This window comes from Streptomyces sp. A18 (genome assembly GCF_059026065.1).
Genome location: NZ_JBWLKL010000003.1, coordinates 249,867 through 274,293, shown reverse-complemented (window position 1 = coordinate 274,293; position 24,427 = coordinate 249,867). Strand labels below are relative to the sequence as shown.

The 24,427-nt window shown below is 71.5% G+C and carries 20 protein-coding genes and 1 pseudogene; 12 read left to right on the top strand and 9 right to left on the bottom strand.

What is annotated here, in order from left to right; genetic code table 11:
* Window positions 1–8 precede the first annotated feature (8 nt).
* Window positions 9–1,058, bottom strand: a complete 1,050-nt coding sequence (locus AC5P1C_RS06885; RefSeq protein ID WP_493864752.1) for a Strvi_7410 family MBL fold metallo-hydrolase — start codon at window positions 1,056–1,058, stop codon at window positions 9–11.
* Window positions 1,059–1,236: 178 nt separating this feature from the next.
* On the opposite strand from AC5P1C_RS06885, the gene AC5P1C_RS06880 reads away from it, so the two are divergent.
* From AC5P1C_RS06880 to AC5P1C_RS06855, 6 genes are all read left to right on the top strand, one after another.
* Window positions 1,237–2,703 (top strand): aldehyde dehydrogenase, encoded by a 1,467-nt coding sequence (locus AC5P1C_RS06880; protein WP_493864751.1) that lies wholly within the window; start codon window positions 1,237–1,239, stop codon window positions 2,701–2,703.
* Window positions 2,703–2,936 (top strand): ferredoxin, encoded by a 234-nt coding sequence (locus tag AC5P1C_RS06875; RefSeq protein ID WP_344521034.1) that lies wholly within the window; start codon window positions 2,703–2,705, stop codon window positions 2,934–2,936. Before AC5P1C_RS06880 ends, AC5P1C_RS06875 begins: the two co-directional genes overlap by 1 nt.
* Window positions 2,937–3,141: 205 nt before the next feature.
* Complete coding sequence (gene lanKC, locus AC5P1C_RS06870) at window positions 3,142–5,826, top strand: class III lanthionine synthetase LanKC (RefSeq protein WP_493864750.1); 2,685 nt, start codon at window positions 3,142–3,144, stop codon at window positions 5,824–5,826.
* 44 nt (window positions 5,827–5,870) lie between these two features.
* A complete protein-coding gene (locus tag AC5P1C_RS06865) occupies window positions 5,871–5,993 on the top strand; it encodes a SapB/AmfS family lanthipeptide (RefSeq protein WP_493864749.1) in 123 nt (40 codons plus the stop codon).
* A gap of 139 nt (window positions 5,994–6,132) precedes the next feature.
* Window positions 6,133–7,860, top strand: coding sequence for an ABC transporter ATP-binding protein (locus AC5P1C_RS06860; RefSeq protein ID WP_493864748.1), 1,728 nt, complete (start codon window positions 6,133–6,135; stop codon window positions 7,858–7,860).
* Window positions 7,857–9,788 (top strand): ATP-binding cassette domain-containing protein, encoded by a 1,932-nt coding sequence (locus AC5P1C_RS06855; RefSeq protein ID WP_493864747.1) that lies wholly within the window; start codon window positions 7,857–7,859, stop codon window positions 9,786–9,788. Before AC5P1C_RS06860 ends, AC5P1C_RS06855 begins: the two co-directional genes overlap by 4 nt.
* Here AC5P1C_RS06855 and AC5P1C_RS06850 read toward each other — a convergent pair.
* A pseudogene (locus AC5P1C_RS06850) lies at window positions 9,702–9,944 on the bottom strand (LuxR C-terminal-related transcriptional regulator); the annotation flags it as partial. The gene AC5P1C_RS06855 and the pseudogene AC5P1C_RS06850 sit on opposite strands and share 87 nt — an antisense overlap.
* Before the next feature lie 518 nt (window positions 9,945–10,462).
* Window positions 10,463–11,098 (bottom strand): TetR family transcriptional regulator, encoded by a 636-nt coding sequence (locus AC5P1C_RS06845; RefSeq protein WP_493864746.1) that lies wholly within the window; start codon window positions 11,096–11,098, stop codon window positions 10,463–10,465.
* Window positions 11,099–11,330: 232 nt separating this feature from the next.
* On the opposite strand from AC5P1C_RS06845, the gene AC5P1C_RS06840 reads away from it, so the two are divergent.
* From AC5P1C_RS06840 to AC5P1C_RS06830, 3 genes are read left to right on the top strand one after another with little or no spacing between them, the layout of a single operon-like run.
* The gene (locus tag AC5P1C_RS06840; protein WP_493864745.1) at window positions 11,331–12,692 is read left to right on the top strand and encodes a glycosyltransferase family 4 protein; all 1,362 of its coding nucleotides are present in this window, start codon (window positions 11,331–11,333) and stop codon (window positions 12,690–12,692) included.
* Window positions 12,692–13,435: a class I SAM-dependent methyltransferase gene (locus AC5P1C_RS06835; protein WP_365817441.1), complete on the top strand. Its 744-nt coding sequence runs from the start codon at window positions 12,692–12,694 to the stop codon at window positions 13,433–13,435. The genes AC5P1C_RS06840 and AC5P1C_RS06835 overlap by 1 nt, the downstream gene beginning before the upstream one ends.
* Window positions 13,432–14,523, top strand: coding sequence for a prenyltransferase/squalene oxidase repeat-containing protein (locus AC5P1C_RS06830; RefSeq protein ID WP_493864744.1), 1,092 nt, complete (start codon window positions 13,432–13,434; stop codon window positions 14,521–14,523). The genes AC5P1C_RS06835 and AC5P1C_RS06830 overlap by 4 nt, the downstream gene beginning before the upstream one ends.
* On the opposite strand, the gene AC5P1C_RS06825 is transcribed toward AC5P1C_RS06830, so the two are convergent.
* Window positions 14,517–14,807, bottom strand: a complete 291-nt coding sequence (locus AC5P1C_RS06825; RefSeq protein ID WP_478755680.1) for a hypothetical protein — start codon at window positions 14,805–14,807, stop codon at window positions 14,517–14,519. The two genes, AC5P1C_RS06830 and AC5P1C_RS06825, sit on opposite strands and share 7 nt — an antisense overlap.
* 115 nt (window positions 14,808–14,922) lie before the next feature.
* Here AC5P1C_RS06825 and AC5P1C_RS06820 point away from each other — a divergent pair, with 115 nt between their 5' ends.
* Window positions 14,923–15,474 (top strand): hypothetical protein, encoded by a 552-nt coding sequence (locus AC5P1C_RS06820; protein ID WP_493864743.1) that lies wholly within the window; start codon window positions 14,923–14,925, stop codon window positions 15,472–15,474.
* Window positions 15,475–15,514: 40 nt separating this feature from the next.
* On the opposite strand, the gene AC5P1C_RS06815 is transcribed toward AC5P1C_RS06820, so the two are convergent.
* The 4 genes from AC5P1C_RS06815 to AC5P1C_RS06800 all read right to left on the bottom strand — a co-directional run bounded on the left by AC5P1C_RS06815 (window position 15,515) and on the right by AC5P1C_RS06800 (window position 19,350).
* Entirely contained in the window at window positions 15,515–16,525 is a 1,011-nt protein-coding gene (locus AC5P1C_RS06815) for an LLM class F420-dependent oxidoreductase (RefSeq protein WP_493864971.1), read from the bottom strand.
* 110 nt (window positions 16,526–16,635) lie between these two features.
* Complete coding sequence (locus tag AC5P1C_RS06810) at window positions 16,636–17,517, bottom strand: hypothetical protein (RefSeq protein WP_493864742.1); 882 nt, start codon at window positions 17,515–17,517, stop codon at window positions 16,636–16,638.
* A 170-nt stretch (window positions 17,518–17,687) separates the two neighbouring features.
* Window positions 17,688–18,677 (bottom strand): N-acetylmuramoyl-L-alanine amidase, encoded by a 990-nt coding sequence (locus AC5P1C_RS06805; protein WP_493864741.1) that lies wholly within the window; start codon window positions 18,675–18,677, stop codon window positions 17,688–17,690.
* Window positions 18,678–18,699: 22 nt separating this feature from the next.
* Complete coding sequence (locus AC5P1C_RS06800; protein WP_493864740.1) at window positions 18,700–19,350, bottom strand: class I SAM-dependent methyltransferase; 651 nt, start codon at window positions 19,348–19,350, stop codon at window positions 18,700–18,702.
* 134 nt (window positions 19,351–19,484) lie between these two features.
* Here AC5P1C_RS06800 and AC5P1C_RS06795 point away from each other — a divergent pair, with 134 nt between their 5' ends.
* Window positions 19,485–20,129: a CatB-related O-acetyltransferase gene (locus AC5P1C_RS06795; RefSeq protein WP_493864739.1), complete on the top strand. Its 645-nt coding sequence runs from the start codon at window positions 19,485–19,487 to the stop codon at window positions 20,127–20,129.
* Window positions 20,130–20,254: 125 nt separating this feature from the next.
* Here the strand turns inward: AC5P1C_RS06795 and AC5P1C_RS06790 are convergent, their stop codons facing one another.
* On the bottom strand, window positions 20,255–21,988 hold the full coding sequence (locus tag AC5P1C_RS06790) for an MFS transporter (protein ID WP_493864738.1): 1,734 nt from the start codon (window positions 21,986–21,988) through the stop codon (window positions 20,255–20,257).
* A gap of 251 nt (window positions 21,989–22,239) precedes the next feature.
* Here AC5P1C_RS06790 and AC5P1C_RS06785 point away from each other — a divergent pair, with 251 nt between their 5' ends.
* Window positions 22,240–24,423 (top strand): acyl-CoA dehydrogenase family protein, encoded by a 2,184-nt coding sequence (locus AC5P1C_RS06785; RefSeq protein ID WP_493864737.1) that lies wholly within the window; start codon window positions 22,240–22,242, stop codon window positions 24,421–24,423.
* Window positions 24,424–24,427 lie beyond the last annotated feature (4 nt).

The window sequence follows — 24,427 nt, the reverse complement described above, 5'->3', positions numbered from 1 at the left end:
GCCGGAGCTCACACCGCGCGGTAGCGCACCGGATCGTTGCCCACTGCCTCCGCGCGCCCCAGCTTCACCAGGCGCCGCACATGGGCCTCGGCCTCGGAGACCGCGATGTTCCGTGAGCCGTAGCGGATATCGGCCCAGGGGCGGTTCCACTCCATCTGCACGGCGAGCTGCCAGGGCGTGAGGGGCTCGGCGAGGAGGGCGAGCAGGTCCGTCAGGCGCTCCTCGTGGTGGGCCAGGATCTCGCGCACACGGGCCGCGGCGTCCGTGAACGCGTACTGGTGGGCCGGAAGGACCTCGGCGACCCCCAGGCGGCCGACGCGCTCCAGGGAGTCGAGATAGTCGCCGAGGGGATCGGTGATCGTCTCGTCGTCCGGGTCCTCGTACAAGCCGATGTGCGGTGTGATCCCGGGGAGTAGATGGTCGCCGGAGAACAGGCGGCCGTGGCCCGGCAGTTGTGCCGGGTGCTCCTCCTCCAGGTGCAGGCAGACGTGGCCGGGGGTGTGGCCGGGGGTCCAGATGGCGCGGAGCCTGCGCCCCGGCAGTTCGAGCAGCTCGCCGGGTGTGATGTCGCGGTCGGGGAGCGCGGCGGCCAGGCCGGGAAGCCGGGGAGTGCGGCCCGCGTCGCGCGCGGCGAGCAGGGGTGCCAGGTGGTCGGCGGGGGCGCCCGCGGCCGTCAGCTTCTCCACCATGTAGTCGAACCAGCGCGCGGGCGGCCCGGTCCGCGTGCGGCGTACGACCGACGCGTCCGCCTCGTGCATCGCGATCCACGCGCCCGACGCCTCGCGGACCTTGGCCGACAGGCCGTGGTGGTCGGGGTGGTGGTGGGTGATGACGACGCCGTGCACCGCGTCCACGGACGTGCCGCAGGCGGCGAGGCCGGAGGCGAGGGCGTCCCAGGACGTGGGGTCGTCCCAGCCCGTGTCGACGAGGACCGGACCGGCGTCGGTGTCGAGGAGGTGGACGAGGGTGAAGCCCAGGGGGTTGTCCGGGATCGGGACCTTGATGCTCCACACGCCCCCGCCGTGCTCGGTCACCTGCGGATCGGTCACCTGCGTCATCGGGCGCCCTCATCTCTCGTGAACTAGAACTAGTTCCAATGATCGCCTAAGTCGACTGTTTCGTCAGGCTACTTGAGGCTTGCCCTCCGTGGACTACTGGAACTAGAACTGGTATCAGTTCTGAACCAGTGTCAGAAAGCGTGCCGCGCAGGCGGAATCCCGCAGGAGGCAGTCAGCCATGACCGAGCTCGTGGAACACGGACAGCTTTTCATCGGCGGGGAGCTGGTGGACCCCCACGGCAAGGACGTCATCGAGGTGATCTCGCCGCACACCGGCCAGGTCTTCGCGCGCGTGCCGCACGCCGCACCCGCCGATGTCGACCGGGCCGTCGCCACGGCGCGCAAGGCGTTCGACGAGGGGCCCTGGCCCCGGATGACGCTGGACGAGCGCATCGAGGTCATCACGAAGATCAAGGACGCGTTCGCGGTACGGCACGAGGAGATCGCCCGCGTCATCAGCTCCGAGAACGGCACCCCGTACACATCGAGCGTGATGGTGCAGGCCCTCGCCGCGATGATGGTCTGGGACTCGGCGCTCACGGTCGCGCGGAACTTCACGTACGAGGAAGAGCGCGACGGAGCGCTCGGCAAGATCCTCGTCCGGCGTGAGCCGGTCGGCGTCGTGGCGGCCGTCGTCCCGTGGAACGTCCCGCAGTTCACCGCCGCGGCCAAACTCGCGCCCGCACTGCTCGCCGGGTGCCCGGTGATCCTCAAGACCTCACCCGAGACGCCGCTCGACGCCTACATACTCGCCGAGATCGCCACCGAGGCTGGGCTGCCGAAGGGCGTGCTCTCGATCATCTCGGCGGACCGTGAGGTGAGCGAGTACCTCGTCGGGCACCCCGGTATCGACAAAGTGTCCTTCACCGGTTCCGTCGGCGCGGGTAAGCGCGTCATGGAGGTCGCGGCCCGCAATCTCACGCGCGTGACCCTGGAGTTGGGCGGCAAGTCGGCGGCGGTGATCCTGCCGGACGCGGACGCGGCGAGCGCGGTCGCGGGCATCGTCCCCTTCGCCTGGATGATCAACGGCCAGGCGTGCGTGGCCCAGACCCGCATCCTCGTGCCGCACGCGCGCTACGACGAATTCGCCGAGGCCTTCGCCGCCGCTGCCTCCGCGCTCAAGATCGGCGACCCGCTCGACCCGGAGACCGAACTGGGCCCGCTCGTCGCCCAGCGCCAGCAGCAGCGCTCGCTCGACTACATCCGCATCGGCCAGGAGGAAGGCGCCAAGATCCTGACGGGCGGCGGGCGTCCGGCCGGGCTCGACGAGGGCTGGTACGTCGAGCCGACGCTCCTGGGCGGCGTGGACAACTCGATGCGCGTCGCGCGCGAGGAGATCTTCGGCCCGGTCATCTGCCTCCTTCCGTACGGCGACGAGAGCGAGGCCGTGAAGATCGCCAACGACTCGGAGTACGGGCTCAGCGGCAGTGTATGGACGGCGGACACGGAGCATGGCATCGACATCGCACGGCAGGTGCGCACCGGGACGTACTCCGTGAACACCTTCAGCCTCGACATGCTCGGACCGTTCGGCGGCTACAAGAACTCAGGTCTGGGGCGGGAGTTCGGGCCCGAGGGGTACGGCGAGTACTTCGAGCACAAGATGATCCATCTCCCGGCCGGCTATGAGGGGACGGGTGCCTGATGGGTGACCGCTGGCACGTCGAGGTGGACCGCTCCGTCTGCATCGGCTCCGGGATGTGCGTGATCACGGCGCCGGGCGGCTTCGCGCTCGACTCCGCCCGCCAGTCGCACCCCGCGGACCCCGAGACCGACGCGAACGAGAAGGTGCTCGAAGCGGCCGAGGGATGCCCGGTCGAGGCGATCACGATCACGCTGTCCGGCAGCGGGGAGGTCGTTTTCCCGCCGGAGGACTGACGCCGTCCGCTCCGGGCGGCGGGCTTTTGCTTCCGTGACGCCGCCCGAGCCGGACTGTGTACCTCCTGCGCATCATGTGCAGTCGAACGGGTGCGAACAGGACTTTACCCATGCGTTCCGCATGCCCGATCGATGACATCCGTGACTGTCCGTCCCCTTTGCGGCCTGGAACTCTCTGAGCCAGACCACATGGGGAGGGGACGCCGTGGACAAGCGGTACGAGGTCTACTGCCTGGCTGACAGGTACTTCTACGAGACTCCGGATCGTTTGTCCGTGGGCGGTGCTGCCGCGCCCGAGTTCGCGACGGCGGGGCGGTCGGTTCCGCCCGGGTGGCGCTCGGTGCGCTCGGGCGACTGGCTCTCGATCGTCCCGCTCGACGCCGACGGGGAGCCGCGCCCCGCACCCCAGCAGGGCTGGAAGGTGCACGCCTCCGCCACCCTGGACAACGCCGACGGCATCGGCGCGATCATCTGGGACTACTGCGTCGAGCACGCCGTCCCGTTCAAGTTCGTGCCCGCCGCCCACCTGCTTCACCTGCGCAACAGCAAGTACGCCGGGCGCGACAACAGCGGCAAGTTCGCCACGATCTACCCGGCCGACGAGCAGCAACTCCACGCAGTCCTGCTTGAGTTGGGCAGGCTGCTCGAAGGGTTCGACGGGCCGTACATCCTGACCGACCTGCGCTGGGAGCAAGGGCCGCTCTACGTCAGGTACGGGGCCTTCACGCGGCGCATGTGCGACAACGGCAAGGGCACGCTCGTGCCCGCCATCGAGGACGCCGACGGCACGCTCGTGCCCGACTCCCGCGACCCGGCCTTCCGGGTGCCCGAGTGGGTGACGCTGCCCGCGTTCCTCGGACCCCAGCTGGCCGCCCGCAACACGACGACCGTCAGCGACCTGCCGTACCGCATCGAGAAGGCCCTGCACTTCTCCAACGGCGGCGGCGTCTACGCGGGAACCGACACCCGCGACGGCCGCAAGGTCGTCCTCAAGGAGGGCAGGCCGCACGCGGGCCTCGCCGCCGGCGGAGCCGACGCCGTCGCCCGGCTCGAACGCGAGAAGACCGCCCTCGAGAAGCTGTCCGGCCTCGGTGTCGCCCCCGAGGTCCGGGACTGGTTCCTGCTCGACGGCCACCGCTTCCTGGTCATGGACTTCATCGAGGGCAACACCCTCAACTCCTTCTTCGGGCACCGGCATCCGCTCCTGGGCAGCCGGCCCGACCCCGAGGCCATCGCCGACTACACGGACTGGGCGCTGCGCATGCACCGGCGCGTCGAGGAGGCCGTCACCGCCGTGCACGAACGGGGCGTCGTCTTCAACGACCTCCACCTCTTCAACATCATGGTCGCGCCCGACGAACAGTCCGTGGCGCTCCTCGACTTCGAAGCGGCCGGATCCGTGAGCGACGCGGGGCGCCAGGTCATGGCCCACCCCGGGTTCCTCGCGCCGCAGGACCGCACCGGCACGGGCATCGACCGCTACGCCCTGGCGTGTCTGCGGCTCGCCCTCTTCCTGCCGGTCACCTCGCTGCTCGCCGTCGACCGGGGCAAGGCCGCACATCTGGCCCAGATGATCGCCGCCGAATTCCCCGACGTACCGGCGGAGTTCCTCGCCGAAGCGGTGGCGGAGATCGAGCGCGCCGAAGCGGACGAGCAGGCGCCGGTCCCCGGCGCGGGAGCACCAAAGGCCCCGACGGGGGGCGTCCTGGACGGGGGCGGGACCGGCGCCACCAGGGCGGCGGCAGCGGGCTCCGTGTTCGTCGACCCCGCCGACTGGCCCTACAGCCGGGACTCGATGGTCAAGGCCATCCTCGCCTCGGCCACCCCGGAGCGCGACGACCGGCTCTTCCCCGGCGACATCGCGCAGTTCGCCGACGGCGGCGGGCTCGGCCTCGCGCATGGCGCGGCCGGAGTGCTGCTCGCCCTCGACCAGAGCGGCGCCGAGCGCTACGAGGAGGGCGAGCGCTGGCTCCTGAAGCACACCGGACCCGTCCGCCCCGGCACCCCCTTGGGGCTGCACGACGGCCTCGCGGGCATCGCCCACGTACTCGACCGGCTCGGGCACCGCGACCGCGCCCTCGACCTCGTCGACCTCGTCCTCAAGGAACGCTGGGAGCGCCTGCCGTCCGACCTGTACGGCGGCCTCGCGGGGCTCGGCCTCGTCCTGGACGGCCTCGCGGAGAGCGCCGGCGAGGAGTCGCTAGCCCAACATGCGCTGCGGGCCGCCGAGTTGCTCGGTGAGCGGCTCACGGCCGAGAACCCGCCGAACGGGCGGCCACGGGCCGGTCTGCTGCACGGAGCCACCGGCCCCGCGCTCCTCTTCCTGCGGCTCCACGAGCGGAGCGGCGACACCGCGCTCCTCGACCTGGCGGCACGCGCCCTGCGCACAGACCTCGCCCGGTGCGTGACGCAGCCGGACGGCAGCCTCCAAGTGGACGACGGCCGACGCGCCCTGCCCTACCTCGGCGACGGCAGCGTCGGCATCGGAATGGTCATCGACGACTACCTCGCACACCGGTACGACGCCGCGTTCGAGGCGGCGCGGCCGGGCATCCTGGCCGCCGCGCGCGCACGCTTCTGCGTGCAGCCGGGCCTGTATCAAGGGCGGGCCGGGCTGCTGCTCCACCTCAACCGCAGTACGGCGCCGGACATCACGCCCGAGGACGTCGCCGAGCAGATCGCGGCACTGGGCTGGTTCTCGATGTCGTACGAGGGCCAACTCGCCTTCCCCGGAAACCAGATGATGCGCCTCTCCATGGACCTGAACACCGGCACGGCGGGCGCTCTCGTCGCCCTCTGTGCCGCGCTCGGCGACGGCGACGCGCACGTCCCCTTCCTGCCGCCGCCCAGGCGGCCCCAGAGCCGGTCCCGCGCTTCAGCGGGGTCGTGACACCACCCGAAGGATCACAACGTCCCCAAGAAAGAAGGAAGACCATGGCGCTTCTCGACCTGCAGAGCATGGAGTCCGACGAGATGACCGGTGGCGGCGGTGGCGGCCAGAGCACGGCCAGCCTGCTTCTCTGCTGGAGCGCGGCCAGCCTCGCCATCTGTCTGTGACGCGCGTCCGCGCATAAGCGGCACCGCACCAGACGGCACGGGCGGGCCTCCCTCGGGGGCCCGCCCGGGTCCGCGGGCGTCGGCCACCGCGTCACCGGCGACCGGCCGCGGACACGAGGACTGCGAGGATCCGGACCGCATGGCGACCACGAACACCCGTCCTCCTCAACCCGACCACGACGCAGGCCTGTTGAAGGCCGCGGCCCGCCACAGCGCCGCCCGCTGCGCGGTCCTGGCGCTGCTCAGCGTCGCGGGCGCGGGCGCGGGCCTCGGCCTGCCGTACGTGCTCGGCCGCGCCCTGGACGCCGTCCTGACCGGCTACGCGGCCGGCCATGTCGGCGCCGACGCCACCCGCTGGATCCTGGCGTGCACGGCGCTCATCGGCGCGAGCGCCCTGCTCGACGCCCTCGACGGCGTCCTCACCGGAACCACCAACGCCCGCACCACGGCCTGGCTGCGACGCCAGGTCGTCCGCCATGTGCTCGCCGTCGGCCCGCGCACCACCGCGCGCTTCGCCCACGGCGACCTGGTGGCACGCCTCATCGACAACGCGGCACACGCGGGCATCGCGCCCGCCACGGTCGCCGCGCTCCTCGCCTCCCTGGCCGTGCCCGTCGGAGCCATGGTGGCACTCGCCCTGATCAACGCCTGGCTCGCCGTGGTGTTCATCGCCGGGGCGCCCGTACTCGCCCTGCTCCTGCGGGTGTTCACTCGCGCCACATCCGACTGCGTGGCGCGCTACCAGGAGGTCCAGGGCGACATCGCAGGACGCCTCGGCGAGGCGATCGGCGGGGCCAGGACCATCGCGGCGGCGCACTCCGAGGACAAAGAGGCGGGGCGCGTCCTCGGAGCGCTGCCCGAACTCTCCCGCCAGGGACACCGGATGTGGCGGGTCCAGGGGCGCTCCCAGGCACAGGCCGTCGCGGTCGCTCCCCTCCTGCAGCTCGCGGTCGTCGCGGTCGCGGGCCATCTGGTGCTCCAGGACCACATCACCGTAGGCGAGTTGCTGGCCGCGTCGCGGTACGCGGTGCTCGCCGCCGGGATCGGCATGCTCGTCGGACAGCTGGGAGCACTCGTGCGGGCGAAGGCCGCGGCGCAGCGTCTGGGGGAGGTGCTCGCGGAACCCGCGACCTCGTACGGAGACGCCGAACTCCCGCCCGGTGACGGCCTCCTGGAGCTGCGTGGGGTCAAGGTGATCCGCGCCGGGCGCACCGTGCTCGACGGCGTCGACCTGACGGTGCCCGCGGGCGGCACGCTGGCCGTGGTCGGGCGCTCCGGCGCGGGCAAGTCGCTCCTTGCGTCCGTCGCCGGCCGGCTCGCCGACCCCGACGAAGGGGACGTACGACTCGACGGCGTCCCCCTGCGTTCGCTGGGCCGCGAAGAGCTGCGCCGCGAGGTCGGTTACGCCTTCGAGCGGCCCGCGCTGCTCGGCGCGACCCTGGAGGACACGATCGGCTTCGGCTCCCCGCGTCCGGCGCCGAACCGCATCCGCGAGGCCTCCCGCGCCGCCCACGCCGACTCCTTCATCACCCGCCTCCCCGGCGGCTACACCACGCCTTGCGGACAGGCGCCTCTCTCCGGGGGCGAGGCCCAACGCCTGGGCCTGGCACGGGCGTTCGCGCGAGGAGGGCGCATCCTGATCCTGGACGACGCGATGTCGAGCCTGGACACGGTGACGGAACACCACATCGCCGAGGCCGTGCTCCATCACACCCCGCACCGCAGCCGCCTGATCATCGCCCACCGTGCGGCGACGGCGGCCCGCGCGGACGCGGTGGCGTGGCTGCACGACGGCCGGATCCGGGCGGTGGGTACGCATGCGGAGCTGTGGCGGCGACCGGAGTACCGGGAGGTGTTCGGCGAGTGAAGGGACTGACCTTCGACGGGCCACCGCAGGGCCCCTACCGCCGAGGCATCCGCTTCCTGCGCCGCAGGTGGCTGGTGGTGCTGCGGCTCGCGCTCTGGTCCGTACTGGAGACCGGGCAGACCTTCCTCACCGGGTACGCCCTCGCGAAGGCCCTGGACGACGGGTTCCTCGCGGGGCGCGAGGCGGTGGGCCTGGGGTGGCTCGGGGCGGCCGGGCTCGGCGTGGTGGTCGCCGCGTACGGCACGGGGCGGGTGTTCCGCGCGGTCGCCGACCTGGTGGAACCGTTGCGGGACACGCTGGTGCGGCAGGTCGTCGGCCGGGGACTGCGGGAGGCGGACGGGGGGTCCGTGTCCCGGCTCACCCAGCAGGTGGAGATCGCCAGGGACACGTTCGCGGGCCTGATCCTGGTGTCCCGCTCCTTCGTCTTCACCGCGGCGGGCGCGCTGATCGGCTTGTTCTCGCTCGCCCCGCTCCTGCTCCTGGTGGTCGCTCCGCCGCTCCTGGCCGGTGTCGGCCTGTTCGTGGCGAGCCTGCGCCCGCTGGCCCGGCGCCAGGAGGGCTTCCTCGTGGCGGATGAGGTCATCGCGGCTCAACTGGGTGCGGTGTCACCGGGGTTGCGGGACGTCGCCGCCGCGGGGGCGGAACGTGTCGTGGCCGAGGACCTGGACCGGGGTATCTCCACGGAGTACGCGGCGGCCCGCGCGCTCGCCCACTGGGGCGTCCTGCGCACGGCTGCCCTCGCGACGGGCGGCCAACTCCCGCTCGTCCTGCTCCTGGTGACGGCCCCCTGGCTCCTGAACCGCGGCGTGACGCCGGGCGCCCTGGTGGGCGCGATCGCCTACGTGACCCAGGCCCTGCTCCCGGCCCTGCACAACCTGATCCACGGCCTGGGAACAAGCGGCTCCCGCCTGGCCATCGTCCTGCGGCGCCTTACGTGGGATCCGCCGCCGACCGGAGCGGCGGCCGGAGCGCCGGCCGAGGCGGGCGCGGAAGCACCTGCCCCGGACGGGTCCCCCGACGGGGCCCCCGATGAGCACCCAGCCCCCGCCCTCCAGCTCTCCTCCGTCACCTTCGCCTACGGTCCCCTCGCCGAGCCCGTCGTACGCGATCTGTCGCTCGTCGTTCCCCGGGGCGGTCATCTGGCGGTCGTCGGGCCCAGTGGGATCGGGAAGTCCACGCTTGCCGGGCTCGTGGCCGGATTGTTGGAACCCGGCCGTGGTGTCGTCCGTGTGGGTGGGCGGGGCGTGCGGGGGCAAGAAGCCGTCGGGCGCCGGGTGTTGATACCGCAGGAGGCGTACGTCTTCAGCGGGACCATGCGGGAGAACCTGGAGTATCTGCGGGCGGACCCCGTCGGGGACGCGGAGTTGTGGGACGCCGCGCGGGGCGTCGGGCTCGGCGGGGTGGTCGAGCGGCTCGGCGGGCTCGATGCCGCGGTCGATCCCGCCGCGCTCTCGGCGGGCGAGCGGCAGCTCGTCGCGCTGACCCGCGCCTATGTCTCGTACGCGCCCCTGGCCCTGCTCGACGAGGCCACCTGCCACCTCGACCCGGTGGCGGAGGCCCGCGCCGAGCGGGCGTTCGCGGCGCGGCCGGGCGGCACCCTCGTGGTGATCGCCCACCGCATCAGCTCGGCCCGCCGTGCCGACCGGATCCTGGTGATGGACGGGACGCACACCCTGTGCGGCCGCCACGAGGAGCTGCTGGAGAGTTCGTCGCTCTACCGCGAGCTGTCCGGCAACTGGGGCCCCGCGTACGGGCCGTCACACCCAGCCCTCCCCGCGCGAGATGCGTATGGCGTCGATCCTGTTGCGGGCCCCGGTCTTGCGGGTGATGGCGGCCATGTAGTTGCGCACCGTCCCGTTGGTCAGATGCAGGCGGTGCGCGATCTCGGCGACGGGCGCGCCCCCGGCGGCCAGCGAGAGCACCAGTAACTCCCGGTGTGTCAGGGGCATTTGAGCTGCCTTCAGGAACCCGAAGCCAAGCGAAGCGTCCACGAACCGCTGCCCGTCCGCCACCTGCCTGATCCCGGCGAGCAGCCGGTCCGGCGGGCTCGCCTTGTCCACATAGCCGAGTGCGCCCGCCTCCATGCAGCGCCGCAGCAGCCCCGGCCGGTTCCCGGAGACCAGGACGAGCAGCGGGCAGCCGAGGCCGCCGGCCACGGGATGGGACTGCTCCCCGAACTCGACGGACGCGTACGCCGAGTCGCCGTCGGGGTCGGCCACCCAGAGGTCGGGACGCACCGCCCCCGTACGGTCGCGGGCGCTGTTCCAGGGTGCGTGGAACACCTCCAGGTCCGGCTCACGGGCGAGGCGTTCCGCCAGGGCCGATCGCAGCAAGCAGGCGTCGTGCACGAGAAGTACCCGGATCACGTTTCGCTCCTCCAGGGCCCCCGACATCGGTCCCGGTTGCTTCATTCAGCACGTAGACCATTCATAGCGGCGTCGACCGCTCGCGCGGACGCCGCGAATTGGCCAAGCGGGATCGGGAGAGGCTCAGGGGCGCAATTGCCAGGGGGTTGTGCGCCCTCTGTGCCCCTGTTTCCCGGGCAGGGCGCGCACGCCACACGATCCAGGCGTGCGTGAGTGCGGTGCGAGACGCGTGAGGGTCAGGGGGCCTCGGGAGTCGTCAGGTCGATCAGGCGGCACACCATCTCGATGTCGATCTTCACCTGCGCGATCGAAGCCCGCCCCGAGAGCCAGGTGATCAGCGCCGAGTGCCAGGTGTGCTCGATGACCCGGACCGCCGAGAGCTGCTCGGGGGTCGGCGCGTCCGCCAGGCCCATCGCGTCCAGGATGATCGCCGTGGTCAGCCGCGAGACCGTGTCCACCTCGGGGCTCACCGAGCGGTCGGCGAAGGTCAGCGCCCTGACCATCGCGTCCGCCAGATGCGGCTCGCGCTGCAGGGCGCGGAAGGCCCGCATCAGCGTCTCGGCGCACCGCTCGGCGGGAGTCTCGCCCGCGGGCGGGCGCTTGCGGATCGTCGTGTGCATGTGCTGCAGCTGGTCCTGCATGGTGGCGACCAGGAGATGCACCTTGGAGGGGAAGTAGCGGTACAGCGTGCCCAGGGCGACGCTGGAGGACTCGGCGACCTCGCGCATCTGCACCGCGTCGAACCCGCCCCTGCTCGCGAGTTGGGCGCTGGCGTGCAGGATGCGGCGGCGGCGCGCCTCCTGCCGTTCGGTCAGGGGCGGCGACGCCGGATCAGCTGCTGCGACTTCCGCTGCCTTGGCTTCCGATGTCATATGTCCCGTTGTTCCGTCGTCCCGGTCCGGTCACCTGGTGCGCCAGCATGGCAGGGCGCCTGCCGTGGCGCGAATCACCTGATCCGGGCCTTACAGCGCGGCTACCTGCCGGTAGATTCAAAGCTCGTTCCGCGATCAATCAGCGATCATTCAGCGATCAAGTCTGAAACTTGTTCTAGATTACCGTCCCGGCGTAACCTCGCGGACAACCGCAGGGAGAAGGGGGCCGAGAGTGACCGCTGAGGCCATGGAGGCGGGCCCCCGGACGGGGCCGGACGCCGATGGTGACCGTCCGTTGCGCATCGCTCTCCTCACATACAAAGGGAACCCGTTCTGCGGGGGCCAAGGCGTCTACGTACGTCACCTCTCGCGCGAGCTGGCCCGCCTCGGCCACAGCGTCGAAGTGATCGGCGCGCAGCCCTACCCCGTCCTGGACGAGGGCCTCGAAGGCCTCAGGCTCACCGAGCTGCCGAGCCTCGACCTCTACCGCTCACCGGACCCCTTCCGCACGCCGAGGCGCGACGAGTACCGCGACTGGGTCGACGCGCTCGAAGTGGCGACGATGTGGACCGGCGGCTTCCCCGAACCCGCGACGTTCAGCCTGCGCGCCCGCCGTCATCTACGGGCAAGGCGGGGCGAGTTCGATGTCGTGCACGACAACCAGACGCTCGGCTACGGCCTGTTGGGCGACCTCGGCGCCCCCCTCGTCTCCACGATCCATCACCCCATCACCGTGGACCGCAGGCTTGACCTGGAGGCGGCGCCGCACTGGCGGCGCCGGATGTCCGTGCGCCGCTGGTACGCGTTCACGCGCATGCAGAAGCGCGTGGCACGGCGCCTGCCCTCCGTGCTCACCGTCTCCGGCACGTCGCGCCAGGAGATCGTCGACCATCTCGGCGTATGCGACGACCGCATCAGCGTCGTGCACATCGGCGCCGACACCGACCTCTTCTCGCCGGACCCCTCGGTCCCCGAGGTGCCGGGCCGGATCGTCACGACGTCCAGCGCGGACGTCCCGCTCAAGGGCCTCGTCTACCTCGTCGAGGCGCTCGCCAAGGTCCGCGCCGAGAACCCCGCCGCTCACCTCGTCGTCGTCGGCAAGCGAGCCGAGGACGGCCCTGTGGCGCAGGCGATCGAGAAGTACGGCCTCGAGGACGCCATCGAGTTCGTCAAGGGCATCTCCGACGAGGATCTCGTGGACCTGGTCCGCTCGGCCGAGGTCGCCTGCGTCCCTTCTCTCTACGAGGGTTTCTCGCTCCCCGCGGCAGAGGCGATGGCGACGGGAACGCCGCTGCTCGCCACGACCGGCGGCGCGATCCCGGAGGTCGCGGGCCCGGACGGCGAGACCTGCCTGGCCGTGCGCCCCGCCGACCCCGGCGCGCTGGCCGCGGGCCTGACCCGGCTGCTCGGCGACCGCGAGCTGCGGGCCCGCCTCGGCGCGGCCGGGCGCGAGCGGGTTCTCGCCAGATTCACCTGGGCCCGCGCCGCCCAGGGCACCGCAGAGCTGTACCGCGCGGCGATCGCCGGAACCGCGGGTTCGCAATCCGGCCGCCCCGCGGCCACCACCCCGACGTACTCCGGGAGCCATCGCTGATGCTGACCGTCGACTTCACCCGCTTCCCGCTCGCCGCGGGCGACCGCGTCCTGGACCTGGGCTGCGGCGCGGGCCGGCACGCCTTCGAGTGCTACCGGCGGGGGGCTCAGGTGGTGGCCCTCGACCAGAACGCCGAGGAGATCCGCGAGGTCGCCAAGTGGTTCGCCGCGATGAAGGAGGCGGGCGAGGCCCCCGCGGGCGCGACCGCCACCGCGATGGAGGGCGACGCGCTCAACCTCCCCTTCCCCGACGCCTCGTTCGACGTCGTGATCATCTCCGAGGTGATGGAGCACATCCCCGACGACAAGGGCGTACTCGCGGAGATGGTCCGGGTCCTGAAGCCCGGCGGCCGCATCGCGGTGACGGTCCCGCGCTACGGCCCGGAGAAGATCTGCTGGGCCCTGTCGGACGCCTACCACGAGGTCGAAGGCGGCCACATCCGCATCTACAAGGCGGACGAACTCCTCGGCAGGATGCGGGAGGCGGGCCTGAAGCCGTACGGCACGCACCACGCGCACGCCCTGCACGCGCCGTACTGGTGGCTGAAGTGCGCCTTCGGCGTGGACAACGACAAGGCGCTGCCGGTCCGGGCGTACCACAAGCTCCTGGTCTGGGACATCATGAAGAAGCCACTGGCGACGAAGGTGGCGGAACAGCTGCTCAACCCGGTCGTGGGCAAGAGCTTCGTGGCGTACGCGACGAAGCCGCACCTGCCGAAGGCCGACGCGAAGACCGACGCGTGACGAGCCCGGAGCGGACTGAACACCTGGTCCTGCCCGGCGTCCTGACGGCGGATCAGGCCACGCGAACGGTCCGCGGGATTCTGGCGGTCCAACGCGAGGACGGCGCGATCCCGTGGTTCCGCGGCCACCACCTGGACCCCTGGGACCACACCGAGGCCGCCATGGCCCTGGACGCGGCGGGCGAGCACGCGGCGGCGGCGAGCGCCTACGACTGGCTCGCGCGCCACCAGAACCCGGACGGATCCTGGTACGCGGCGTACGCCGACGGGGATCCGCACGACGTGACGGACCGTGGCCGCGAGACGAACTTCTGCGCGTACATCGCCGTGGGCGTCTGGCACCACTACCTCTCGACCGGCGACGACACGTTCCTGGACCGCCTGTGGCCGACGGTGGTGGGCGCGGTGGAGTTCGTGCTCGCCCTGCAGCAGCCCGGCGGCCAGATCGGCTGGAAGCGGGAGCAGGACGGGACGCCGGTCAACGACGCGCTCCTGACGGGCAGTTCATCGATCCACCAGGCGCTGCGCTGCGCCCTGGCGATCGCCGAGCAGCGCGAGGAGCCGCAGCCGGACTGGGAGTTGGCGACGGGCGCGCTCGCCCACGCGATACGCAGTCACCCCGAGCGCTTCCTCGACAAGGACCGCTACTCGATGGACTGGTACTACCCGGTCCTCGGTGGCGCGGTCGCGGGCGCGGAGGCCAAGTCCCGCATGGAGGAGGGCTGGGACCGCTTCGTGGTGCCGGACCTGGGCGTGCGCTGCGTGATCCCCAACAACTGGGTGACGGGCGGTGAGAGCGCCGAACTGGCCCTGTCCCTCTGGGTGGTGGGCGAGTCCGACCGCGCCCTGGAGATCCTCCAGTCGATCCAGCACCTGCGCGACCCGGAGTCAGGCCTCTACTGGACGGGCTACGTCTTCGACGACAAGGCGATCTGGCCCGAGGAACTGACGACGTGGACGGCGGGCTCCCTGCTGCTCGCGGTGGCGGCACTCGGCGGCGACGAGGCCACCTGCGCGGTGTTCTCGGGAGAACGCCTGCCGGTGGGCCTCGCGCCGGAGTGCTGCGGGGCGGCGGCGGGGGGTCAGTAGCGCCGGAGGCGTCCGGCGATGGCGTGGCCCACGAAGACGTAGACCAGGGCCGCAAGGCCGTAGCCGCAGACTACGCGTGCCCATGCCTCGTCGAAGGTGAACAGGTCGTGGGACCAGCCGGCCAGCCAGCGGGCCACGTCGTGGATGAACTGGACGAGGTCGTTGGCGCGGTTCGCGTCCAACAGGTACATGAGGATCCACAGGCCGAGGATGATGGCCATCACGTCAGCGACGATGACGATGACCCTCGCTGCGGTGCTGCCACGTGCGCTTCTGGTCGCCATGGCTTCCGTGTACCTGGGTGGGCCTGGCTGAAACCCGTACGGGCTCGCCCAGGTGGCGGGGCGCGCCGCGCGGGGTGAGGCTGCCGGGAGAGCTGTCCACTCCGGGAGGTCCCTCGTGTTGCTCTCCGCCGCGGCCGTACGCCGGTCCGTCGTCGCTCCTGTGCTGTGCGGCGCCCTGCTCGCGGGGGTGACGGCGTGCGGTGGCGACGACTCCGCTGACGCGGCGTCCGCACCGTCGGCCACCAGCTCCACGGAGAAGCAGAAGTTCGCCAAGACGCGGTTCGTGGCGAACGCGGGGATCGCCGCGGGGGCGACGTACCAGTGGATCGTGAAGCCGTTCCGGGCCGGGAAGTTCAAGAAGGGGGCCGACGGGCGGAAGTTCGCGCTGATCAAGGCCGGCCTCGCGGGAACGCTGGCCTACAACCGCCTGAAGGCCGCGACGAAGAACGCCCAGGGTGACCCGACGCTGGCCAAGGCGGTGGCGCCCCTGACCGCGGGGATCGAGGCCCTCAAGGACCTGCCGTCCAAGCTCCGTAAGGGCGACTCCACGGACTCGGTCGTGAACTCCTTCGACGACGTCATCAACCAGGTGAAGGGGGCGGGCAAGAGCGCGGGCGCGGAGGTCAAGGACAAGGTGCCGTCGGCGGGGGAGCTCACGAAGGGCTGAGTCCGGCGCGGGGCGCCCTGGTTCCGGACGGGCCGGGGAGTCAGCCGTTCAACTCCGCCAGCACCCGCAACGTATGTGCGTCCGGCGCCAACACCAGCAGATCCGTCACCGGCCCCTTTCGCCACAACTCCAGCCGTTCCGCGATCCGTTCCCGAGGTCCCACCAGTGAGATCTCATCGGCGAAGGCATCAGGAACGGCCATCACCGCCTCCTCCCGGCGTCCCGCCAGAAACAGTTCCTGGATCCTCCGCGCCTCTCCCTCGAACCCCATCCGCGCCATCAGATCCGCATGAAAGTTTCGCGCGGAGTGCCCCATTCCGCCGATATAGAACCCCAGCATCGCCTTGACCGGAAGCAGACCCTCCGCAACGTCGTCGCAGACCTTCGCCCGCGCCATGGGCGCGACCACGAATCCGTCCCGCGCGCCCTCCAACGAAGCCTCGTACACGTCGGACCGCATCGGCGACCAGTACAGCGGCAGCCAGCCGTCCGCGATCCGTACCGTCTGCGCGATGTTCTTCGGCCCCTCCGCGCCGAGAAGGACCGGCAGCTCCGCCCGCAGCGGGTGCGTGATCGGCTTCAGGGGTTTGCCCAGGCCGCTCCCGTCGTCCCCCTGGTAGGGGTGCGAGTGGAAGCGGCCGTCGAGGGCGACCGGCCCCTCCCGCCGGAACACCTGGCGGATCACATCCACGTACTCCCGCGTGGCGGTCAGCGGCGACTTCGGGAACGGGCGCCCGTACCACCCCTCCACCACCTGCGGCCCGGAGAGCCCGAGCCCGAGCATCATCCGCCCGCCGGACAGGTGGTCCAGGGTCAGGGCGTGCATCGCGGTCGTCACGGGCGACCGCGCCGCCATCTGGGCAATGGCCGTGCCCAGCTTGATCCGTGAGGTGTGCGCCGCGATCCAGGTCAGCGGGGTGAAGGCGTCCGAGCCCCACGCCTCCGCCGTCCACACGGAGTCGTATCCGAGCCGCTCGGCCTCCTGGGCGAGCGCCACGTGCCCGGGGTCGGGGCCGCGCCCCCAGTAGCCGAGTGCGAGTCCCAGGCGCATACCCATACCCCCGATTCATTCTGACGGGTCGTCAGTTCAATGCGAGGTGGCGACTGTACGACAACGGCCCCCCGCCCGGAAGGGCGAGGGGCCGCGAGGTGCCGTGGAGATCAGCCGCGCTGGATCCCCGTGGTGTCCTGCAGCACGCCACGACGGCCGTCCTGCGTCTGGGCCACCAGGCCGGGACCGCGCTGCTCGACGGCCAAGTACCAGGTACCGGGCGCCAGTTCGGCGATCGGCGTCGGCGAACCGTCCTCCGCGTACAGCGGACGCGGCACCGGCACGGCGAACCAGAACGGCGAGAAGTCACCGGTGGCCTGCGCCTGCGCGGGAGGCGGCGTCTGCTGCCCCGGCTGCGGCTGACCCGGCTGGGCGCCGTAGGGCTGACCCTGCTGGGGCTGACCGGGCTGACCCGGCTGAGCACCGTACGGCTGACCCTGCTGCGGCTGCCCCTGCGCACCGGGGTACCCGTACCCACCCTGCGGCTGGCCGCCGTAGGGCTGGGGGGCGGCGGGGCGCGGGGCGCCCATGAGGGGGGCCTTCAGGGCCGGCACCAGCGCGGTCGCGACCGCGGCGGCGGCCAGGACCAGGGCGGCGATCAGGCCGAGGATGAGGCCGATGCCGGCCTCGGGCCCGCCGGAACCGCCACCCAGGCTGCTGTCGAAGAAGAAGCCGTAGGACTGGTCGGCGTCGAAGATCGCACCCAGCGAGCTCCACGCCGCAGCGATGGTGAAGGCGACGCCGAGCTGTCCGAGGTCGAGGCCCGCAACCTTGCGCGGCTGCGGGAGCGCACGGCCCACGACGATGAGTGCGGCGCCGATGATGCCGAGCAGGTACACGCTCAGCAGCAGGTTGCCGTTCTCCCATGCGTTGGGGAGCTTGTCGCTGCCGTCGCCGTCGGCGTCAAGGGTGTCGAGGAAAGAGGCGATGAAGAGCAACACCGCTGCCCCGATCACCACGCCGTCGCCTCGAGTGAGAGAGCGGATATTCACTTCAGGTCCTTCGTAAGTCGTCTCGTCGGTGGAGGCGTCGCTCGCCCCAGGTCGCGGCGCGGAGCGCGGGGATGGCCCCCCATCGTACGGAGGACATTATCGTTCACGTGGGTGGGGTGTCTGCTCGGCATAAAGACGTACCGACCCGTTATCCCCGACCAACCGACCCGTTATCCCCGCAGAAAGCTCACGATTCCGTCGGAGATCCCCTGCGCCGCCTTCTGCCGCCAGGCGCCGTTCGTGAGCAACGCCTCGTCCTTCGCGTCCCGCATGTTGCCGCACTCGATGAAGACCTTGGGGACGGTGGACAGGTTGAGGCCGCCCAGATCCTTGCGTACGTCGAGGCCCGTGCCGTCGCCGATGTAGTTGGACGGGGCGCTGCCCGTCGCGCTCAGGAACTTGCCTGCGATGCGCTCGCCCAAGTCGCGCGACGGGACGACGATCTCGGAGGTGTCCGCGTCGCCGGACTTCACCGATGCGGGAAGGATCACATGGAAGCCGCGGTTGCCCGCGCCCGAGCCGTCGGCGTGCACGGAGACGACGGCGTCCGCGTCGGCTTCGTTGCCGATGCGGGCGCGCTCGTCGACGCACGGGCCCCAGGGGCGGTCGCCGTCCTGCGTGAACTTGACCGTGGCGCCCTGCTTCTCGAGCAGTGTGCGCAGGCGGCGGGAGACGTCGAGGGTGAACTGGGCCTCGGTGTAACCGTTGTTCGTGGAGGTGCCCGTGGTGTCGCACTCCTTGCGGTGCGTGCCGACGTTCACCAGCTTGTTGATCTCGGCCGTGTGCTTGCCGTTGCCCGTGTTGTGGCCGGGGTCGACGACCACGACCTTGCCCTTGAGGGGCCCGGAGGCGGCGGGACGGCTCGACGTCTTCGGCGGCTTCGTCTTGCTCGGCTCGTCGCTCGCCTTGCCGTCGTCCTTGTCGTCGTCCTTCCCGGACTTCGACGGGGACGGCTCGGCGGAGGAGGAGCTCTGCGCGGACTGGCTCGTGGCGGGCAGTGTTCTCGGTGGCTCGCTGCCCCCGGGCCCGCTCGTCGCCTCGTAGATGAGCCACCCCGCCAGGCACGTCGGCACCAGCGCTGCGAGCGTCACGGTGAGAGGGCCGCCGCTGAAACGGCGGGGCGGGCGAGGGGGCTGGCTGTCCGGACCTACGTACGACACGACAGCGACTCTAACCGCGAGGTCAGATCCCCGCTCCCGTTCGCCGCAGGACGCGCAGCGAGTCGGTTGCCGAGACCTCGGTGAACGCGCCGGACTCCAGTGCCCTGAGATAGACGCGGTACGGGGCCTGGCCCGTCATGATGTCCGCCGGGTCCGGGAAGACGTCGTGGATCAGGAGCAGGCCGCCCTCCGCGATGTGCGGGGCCCAGCCCTCGTAGTCGCCCGTCGCGTGCTCGTCCGTGTGGCCGCCGTCGATGAAGACCAGGCCGAGCGGCCCGCCCCAGGCCTTCGCCACCTGCGGCGAGCGTCCGACGATCGCGATGACATGCTCCTCCAGGCCCGCGTGGTGGAGCGTGCGGCGGAAGGTGGGGAGGGTGTCCATCCGGCCGACCTCGGGGTCGACCGTCGCGGGGTCGTGGTACTCCCAGCCCGGCTGCTGCTCCTCGCTCCCGCGGTGGTGGTCGACCGTGATGGCCGTGACGCCGGCCTCGCGTGCGGCGTCCGCGAGCAGGATCGTGGAACGTCCGCAGTACGTTCCGACCTCCAGGAGCGGCAGCCCGAGCGCCGCCGCTTCCACCGCCGCCGCGTACAGGGCGAGGCCCTCGTCGGCGGGCATGAATCCCTTGGCCGCTTCGAAGGCGGCGAGGATCTCCGGCTTGGGCTGGGGGGCCATGGGTTCTCCTGGGAGTACGCGGAGTACAGCTGGGTGCGAAAAGCGGTGGGTCTCTGCCGTGGGCCGACCTATGCTGCCGCATGGCCCGGCTGATCATGGAGGCGGGGCCGTACACAGCAGTGGAGGGAACGTTCATGAAACTCGTACCGGCGGATCCGACCGTGCTGCATCCCTTCCCGGACCAGCCTCGCGTCGTGCTTCTCAAGCCGCTGGTGAAGTCTCCGTTGATCGAGGTCGGGGAGTTCTCGTACTACGACGACCCGGACGACTCGACGGCCTTCGAGACGCGCAATGTCCTCTACCACTACGGGCCGGAGAAGCTCCGTATCGGGAAGTTCTGTGCGTTCGGGACGGGGGTGCGGTTCATCATGAACGGCGCGAACCACCGGATGGACGGGCCGTCGACCTTTCCGTTCCCGATCATGGGGGGCTCGTGGGGCGAGCACTTCGATCTGATCAGTGGGTTGCCGGGGCGGGGGGACACCGTCGTCGGTCATGACGTGTGGATCGGGTACGGGGTGATGGTGATGCCTGGTGTGCGGATCGGGCACGGGGCCGTCATCGCTTCCGGTTCGGTCGTGGTGGATGACGTACCCGACTACGGGGTCGTCGGCGGCAATCCCGCCAAGCTGATTCGTACGCGGTACAGCGAGGACGAGGTTGCGCGGCTGCTGGCCGTTGCCTGGTGGGACTGGCCTGCGGAGCATCTCACCGAGCATGTGCGGACTGTTATGTCCGGGTCGATCGATGAGCTGGAGAAGGTCGCGCCGCGGGCCTAGCGGCAGACTTGGTCGCCGTCATCACCGGCTCCCTTCGCCGAGTTCGTCCTCAAACGCCGGACGGGCTGGATTTTTCCAGCCCGTCCGGCGTTTGAGGATCGAGGAATGCCCCGCAGGGCCCGCCCCTACGCCAGCACCTCACTCCCGCCCGGCAGCAGAAGGTCGACCTCCACAAGCTGCGCCGCCCCGCGGTACGCCGCCGCCGACGCCAGCGGCGCATGCCCCGCCGCCGTCGCCGCGAGGACGTACGAGCCGTCGCCGGGGACGGAGAGCGAGTAACGCCCGCCCTCGTCCGTCAGCGCCGCGCCCGCCTGCCGCCCCCGGCGGTCGATCAGCGTCACCTTCGCCCGTGCGACCGGCGCCCCGGAAGCGCTCAGTACCCGGCCGTGGAAGCCGGACAGTGCCTCCGTCGCGGCGCGCAGGTTTGCGTCCTCCTCGCTGCTTGCCCGGAGCTGGGTCTTGACCGAGCGGCGGGCGGACGGGAGGAACAGGGCGAAGACGAGGCCAAGGGCCACCGCGCCCGTGGCGATCAGGAACGACGTGCGGAAGCCCGTCATCGTGGGGATCGCGACGCCGCCCACGTGGTCCGCCGTGTTGGCGAGGACCATGCCGATCACGGCGGACGAGACCGACGTACCGATGGAGCGCATCAGCGTGTTGAGCCCGTTCGCCGCGCCCGTCTCCGAAGGCGGCACGGCGCCGATGATCAGCGCGGGGAGCGAGGAGTAGGCGAGGCCGATGCCCGCGCCCACCACCACCGCGATGATGATCGTCTGCCAGGCCGCGCTCATCAGGCCGAGGCCCGCGCCGTAGCCGATCGCGATGATCAGCATGCCGAGGATCAGGGTGACCTTGGGGCCGTACTTCGCCGACAGGCGGGCGTAGATCGGCGCCGTGAACATCATCGTCAGGCCCAGTGGCGCCACGCACAGGCCCGCGACGACCATGGACTGGCCGAGACCGTAGCCCGTCGCGGTCGGGAGCTGGAGCAGCTGCGGGAGCACCAGGGAGATCGCGTAGAACGCCACGCCGACCATGATCGAGGCCAGGTTGGTGAACAGGACCGCGGGCCGTGCCGTCGTGCGCAGGTCCACGAGGGGTGCCTTGAGACGCAGCTCCATCACGCCCCAGAGGACCAGGACGATCGCCGCCGCGGCGAACAGGCCCAGCGTCATGCCCGAGGTCCAGCCCCAGTCGCTGCCCTTGGTGATGGGGAGGAGGAAGAGGACGAGGCCCGCGGAGAGGCCCATCGCGCCGAGCATGTCGAAGGTGCCCTGCGCCTTGACGGTGCTCTCGGGCACGAAGAGGACGGTCAGGAGCATCGAGACCACGCCGAGGCCCGCCGCGCCGAAGAACAGGGCGTGCCAGTCGGCGTGCTGCGCGGTCAGCGCCGCGAGCGGCAGCGCGAGGCCGCCGCCCACGCCGATGGACGAGCTCATCAGGGCCATCGCGGAGCCGAGCTTCTCGCGCGGCAGCATGTCGCGCATCAGGCCGATGCCGAGCGGGATGGCGCCCATCGCGAAGCCCTGGAGGGCGCGGCCGACGATCATCACGACGAGGTCGTCGGAGAAACCGCAGATCAGGGAGCCCACGACCATCACGGCCAGGCTCATCAGGAGCATGCGGCGCTTGCCGTAGAGGTCGCCGAGGCGGCCCATGATCGGGGTCGAGACGGCGCCCGCGAGCAGGGTCGCCGTCATGACCCAGGTGGCGTTCGACGGCGTGGTGCTCAGCAGCGTCGGCAGGTCCTTGATGACCGGCACCAGGAGCGTCTGCATCACCGCGACGACGATGCCGGCGAAGGCGAGTACGGGGACGACTCCGCGGGTGCCGCGTTGGTGGGTCGTCGACTGCGTCATTACGTGGGGCCTCCGGGGGCGGTGCGAGGGATGGCAGGGGGTACGTGCAGTGCGAACCTGTTTCCCGGGGCGACTATTCCGACGGATGTCGTACGAGGGGAATCCTTGACCTGTTGTTAACCGGGTACTTACGGGAGGCCCGCGGCCACGGCCGAAGCGTGCGCGCATCTGACCTCCCGTCAGACTTCCATCGAACTGGAACGTGTTCTAGCCTGTCGCCGTCCCGGAAGCTGCTACCGGCGAGGACGCGCATGGGCATCGGAATCACGCAGGAACAGCGGGAGTTGGCGGCGGCCGTGCGCGGCTGGACCGCCCGCGCCGTACCGCCCGAGGAGATACGCAAACTGCTCGACGCCCCGCCCTGCACAGGAGGCAGACCCGCCTACTGGGACGGGCTCGCCGAGCAGGGGCTGCTCGCGGTGCACCTGCCCGACGAGTACGGCGGCGGGGGCGGCGACCTCGTGGACCTGGCCGTCGTCCTGGAGGAGACCGGACGGGCCGCGCTCCCGGGGCCCTACCTGGCCGGCTCCCTCGCCTCGGTCGTGCTGCACCGGGCGGGCGCCGGTGACCTCGCCGCCGAGCTGGCGTCCGGGGCGCGGATCGGCGCCGTCGCGCTCGGCGCGGGGACGCTCACGGCGGTGTCCGTGGCGGACGGCTACGTCCTCGACGGCACCGCGCCGCCGGTACTCTCCGGTGCGGACGCCGACCTGCTGATCCTGGCCGCGGAGTCCGCGCGCGGGACGGTGTGGCTCGCTGTCGACGCGGCCGAGCTGACCGTGCGTACACAGGAGAGCGCCGATCCGACCCGGCCCACCGCCGAGGTGACGGCGGGCGGGGTGGAGGTCCCGGCCGGGCGGGTGCTCGGCGTCGACGCGGCGCTCGTACGGGATCTCGCGTGCGCCCTGTACGCGGCTGATGCGTGCGGCGTCGCCGCCTGGGCCCTGGAGACGGCCACCGAGCACGCCAAGGTGCGGGAGCAGTTCGGGCGGCCGATCGGGCAGTTCCAGGCGGTCAAGCACATGTGCGCCGACATGCTGGTGCGGCTCGAACAGGCGCGGGCGCTCGCGTGGGACGCGGCGCGGGCGGCCGATGAGCCGCCGGAGGTGCGGGGACTCGTCGCCGCGCTCGCCGCCGGTGGCGCGCTGGACGCCGCGTACTCCTGCGCCAAGGACGCCATCCAGATACTCGGCGGCATCGGCTTCACCTGGGAGCACGACGCGCACCTGTATCTGCGCAGGTCGCTGGTCGCCCGACAGCTGCTCGGCGCCGGCGATCCGCACCGGCTGCGGGCGGTGCGACTCGCGGAGGGCGGGGCGCGGCGCGAGCTGCGGATGGAGCTGCCCCAGGAAGCGGCGGCGTACCGGGAGCGGGCACGCGAGGCCATCGCGGCGGCCCGCGGACTCGACCCGGCCGCCGCGCGCAAGGCACTGGCGCCGACGGGCTACGCGGCGCCGCATCTGCCCGAGCCGTACGGCCTGGGCGCGGGTCCCGTCCAACAGCTCGCCGTGCAGGAGGAGTTGGCGGCTGCCGGGGTGCGCGTCAGCGATCTCGGGATCGCCACCTGGGTGGTGCCCTCGCTCATCGCGTACGGGACGAGCGAGCAGCAGGAGCGGTTCCTGGCGCCGACGCTCCGGGGCGAGGTGCTGTGGTGCCAGCTGTTCAGCGAGCCCGGGGCAGGTTCGGACCTGGCGTCGCTGCGGACGCGGGCCGAACGGGTCGAGGGCGGCTGGCTGATCAACGGGCAGAAGGTGTGGACGAGCGCGGCGCAGTGGGCCGACCACGGGATCCTCCTTGCCCGTACGGACCCCGAGGCCCCCAAGCACAAGGGCCTGACGTACTTCCTCATCGACATGAAGCGGGCCGAGGGCGTCGACATCCGTCCGCTGAAGGAGATCACCGGGGACTCCCTCTTCAACGAGGTCTACTTCGACGACGTCCTGCTGCCCGCCGACGCGGTCGTCGGCGAGGTGAACGACGGCTGGCGCGTCGCGCGCCACACGCTGGGCAACGAACGCGTCCACATGGCCGACCAGTTGACCTTCGACACCGGCCTGGAGGCGCTCATCGGGCGCGCCGCCGAACTCGACGGCGCGTGCCGTGCGCGGATCGGCGCGCTCGCCGCGGAGGCGCACGCGCTCGCCTGCATCGGCCTGCGCACGACGATGCGGCAGGTGGCGGGCGCGGAGCCGGGGGCAGGGGCCTCCGTCCGCAAGCTCGTGCAGACCCCGCACCAGCAGAAGGTCGCCGAGCTCGCGCTCGAACTGCTCGGCCCGGCGGGCGCGGTGCGCGAGGGCGCCGGGGGGCGGGCGCTGCACGGCTTCCTGATGTCGCGCTGCCTGACCATCGCGGGCGGGACCACGCAGGTGCAGCTGAACGTCGTCGCGGAACGGCTCCTCGGCCTGCCGAGGGACCCCGAGCCGCGCCCCATCATCTGATCCA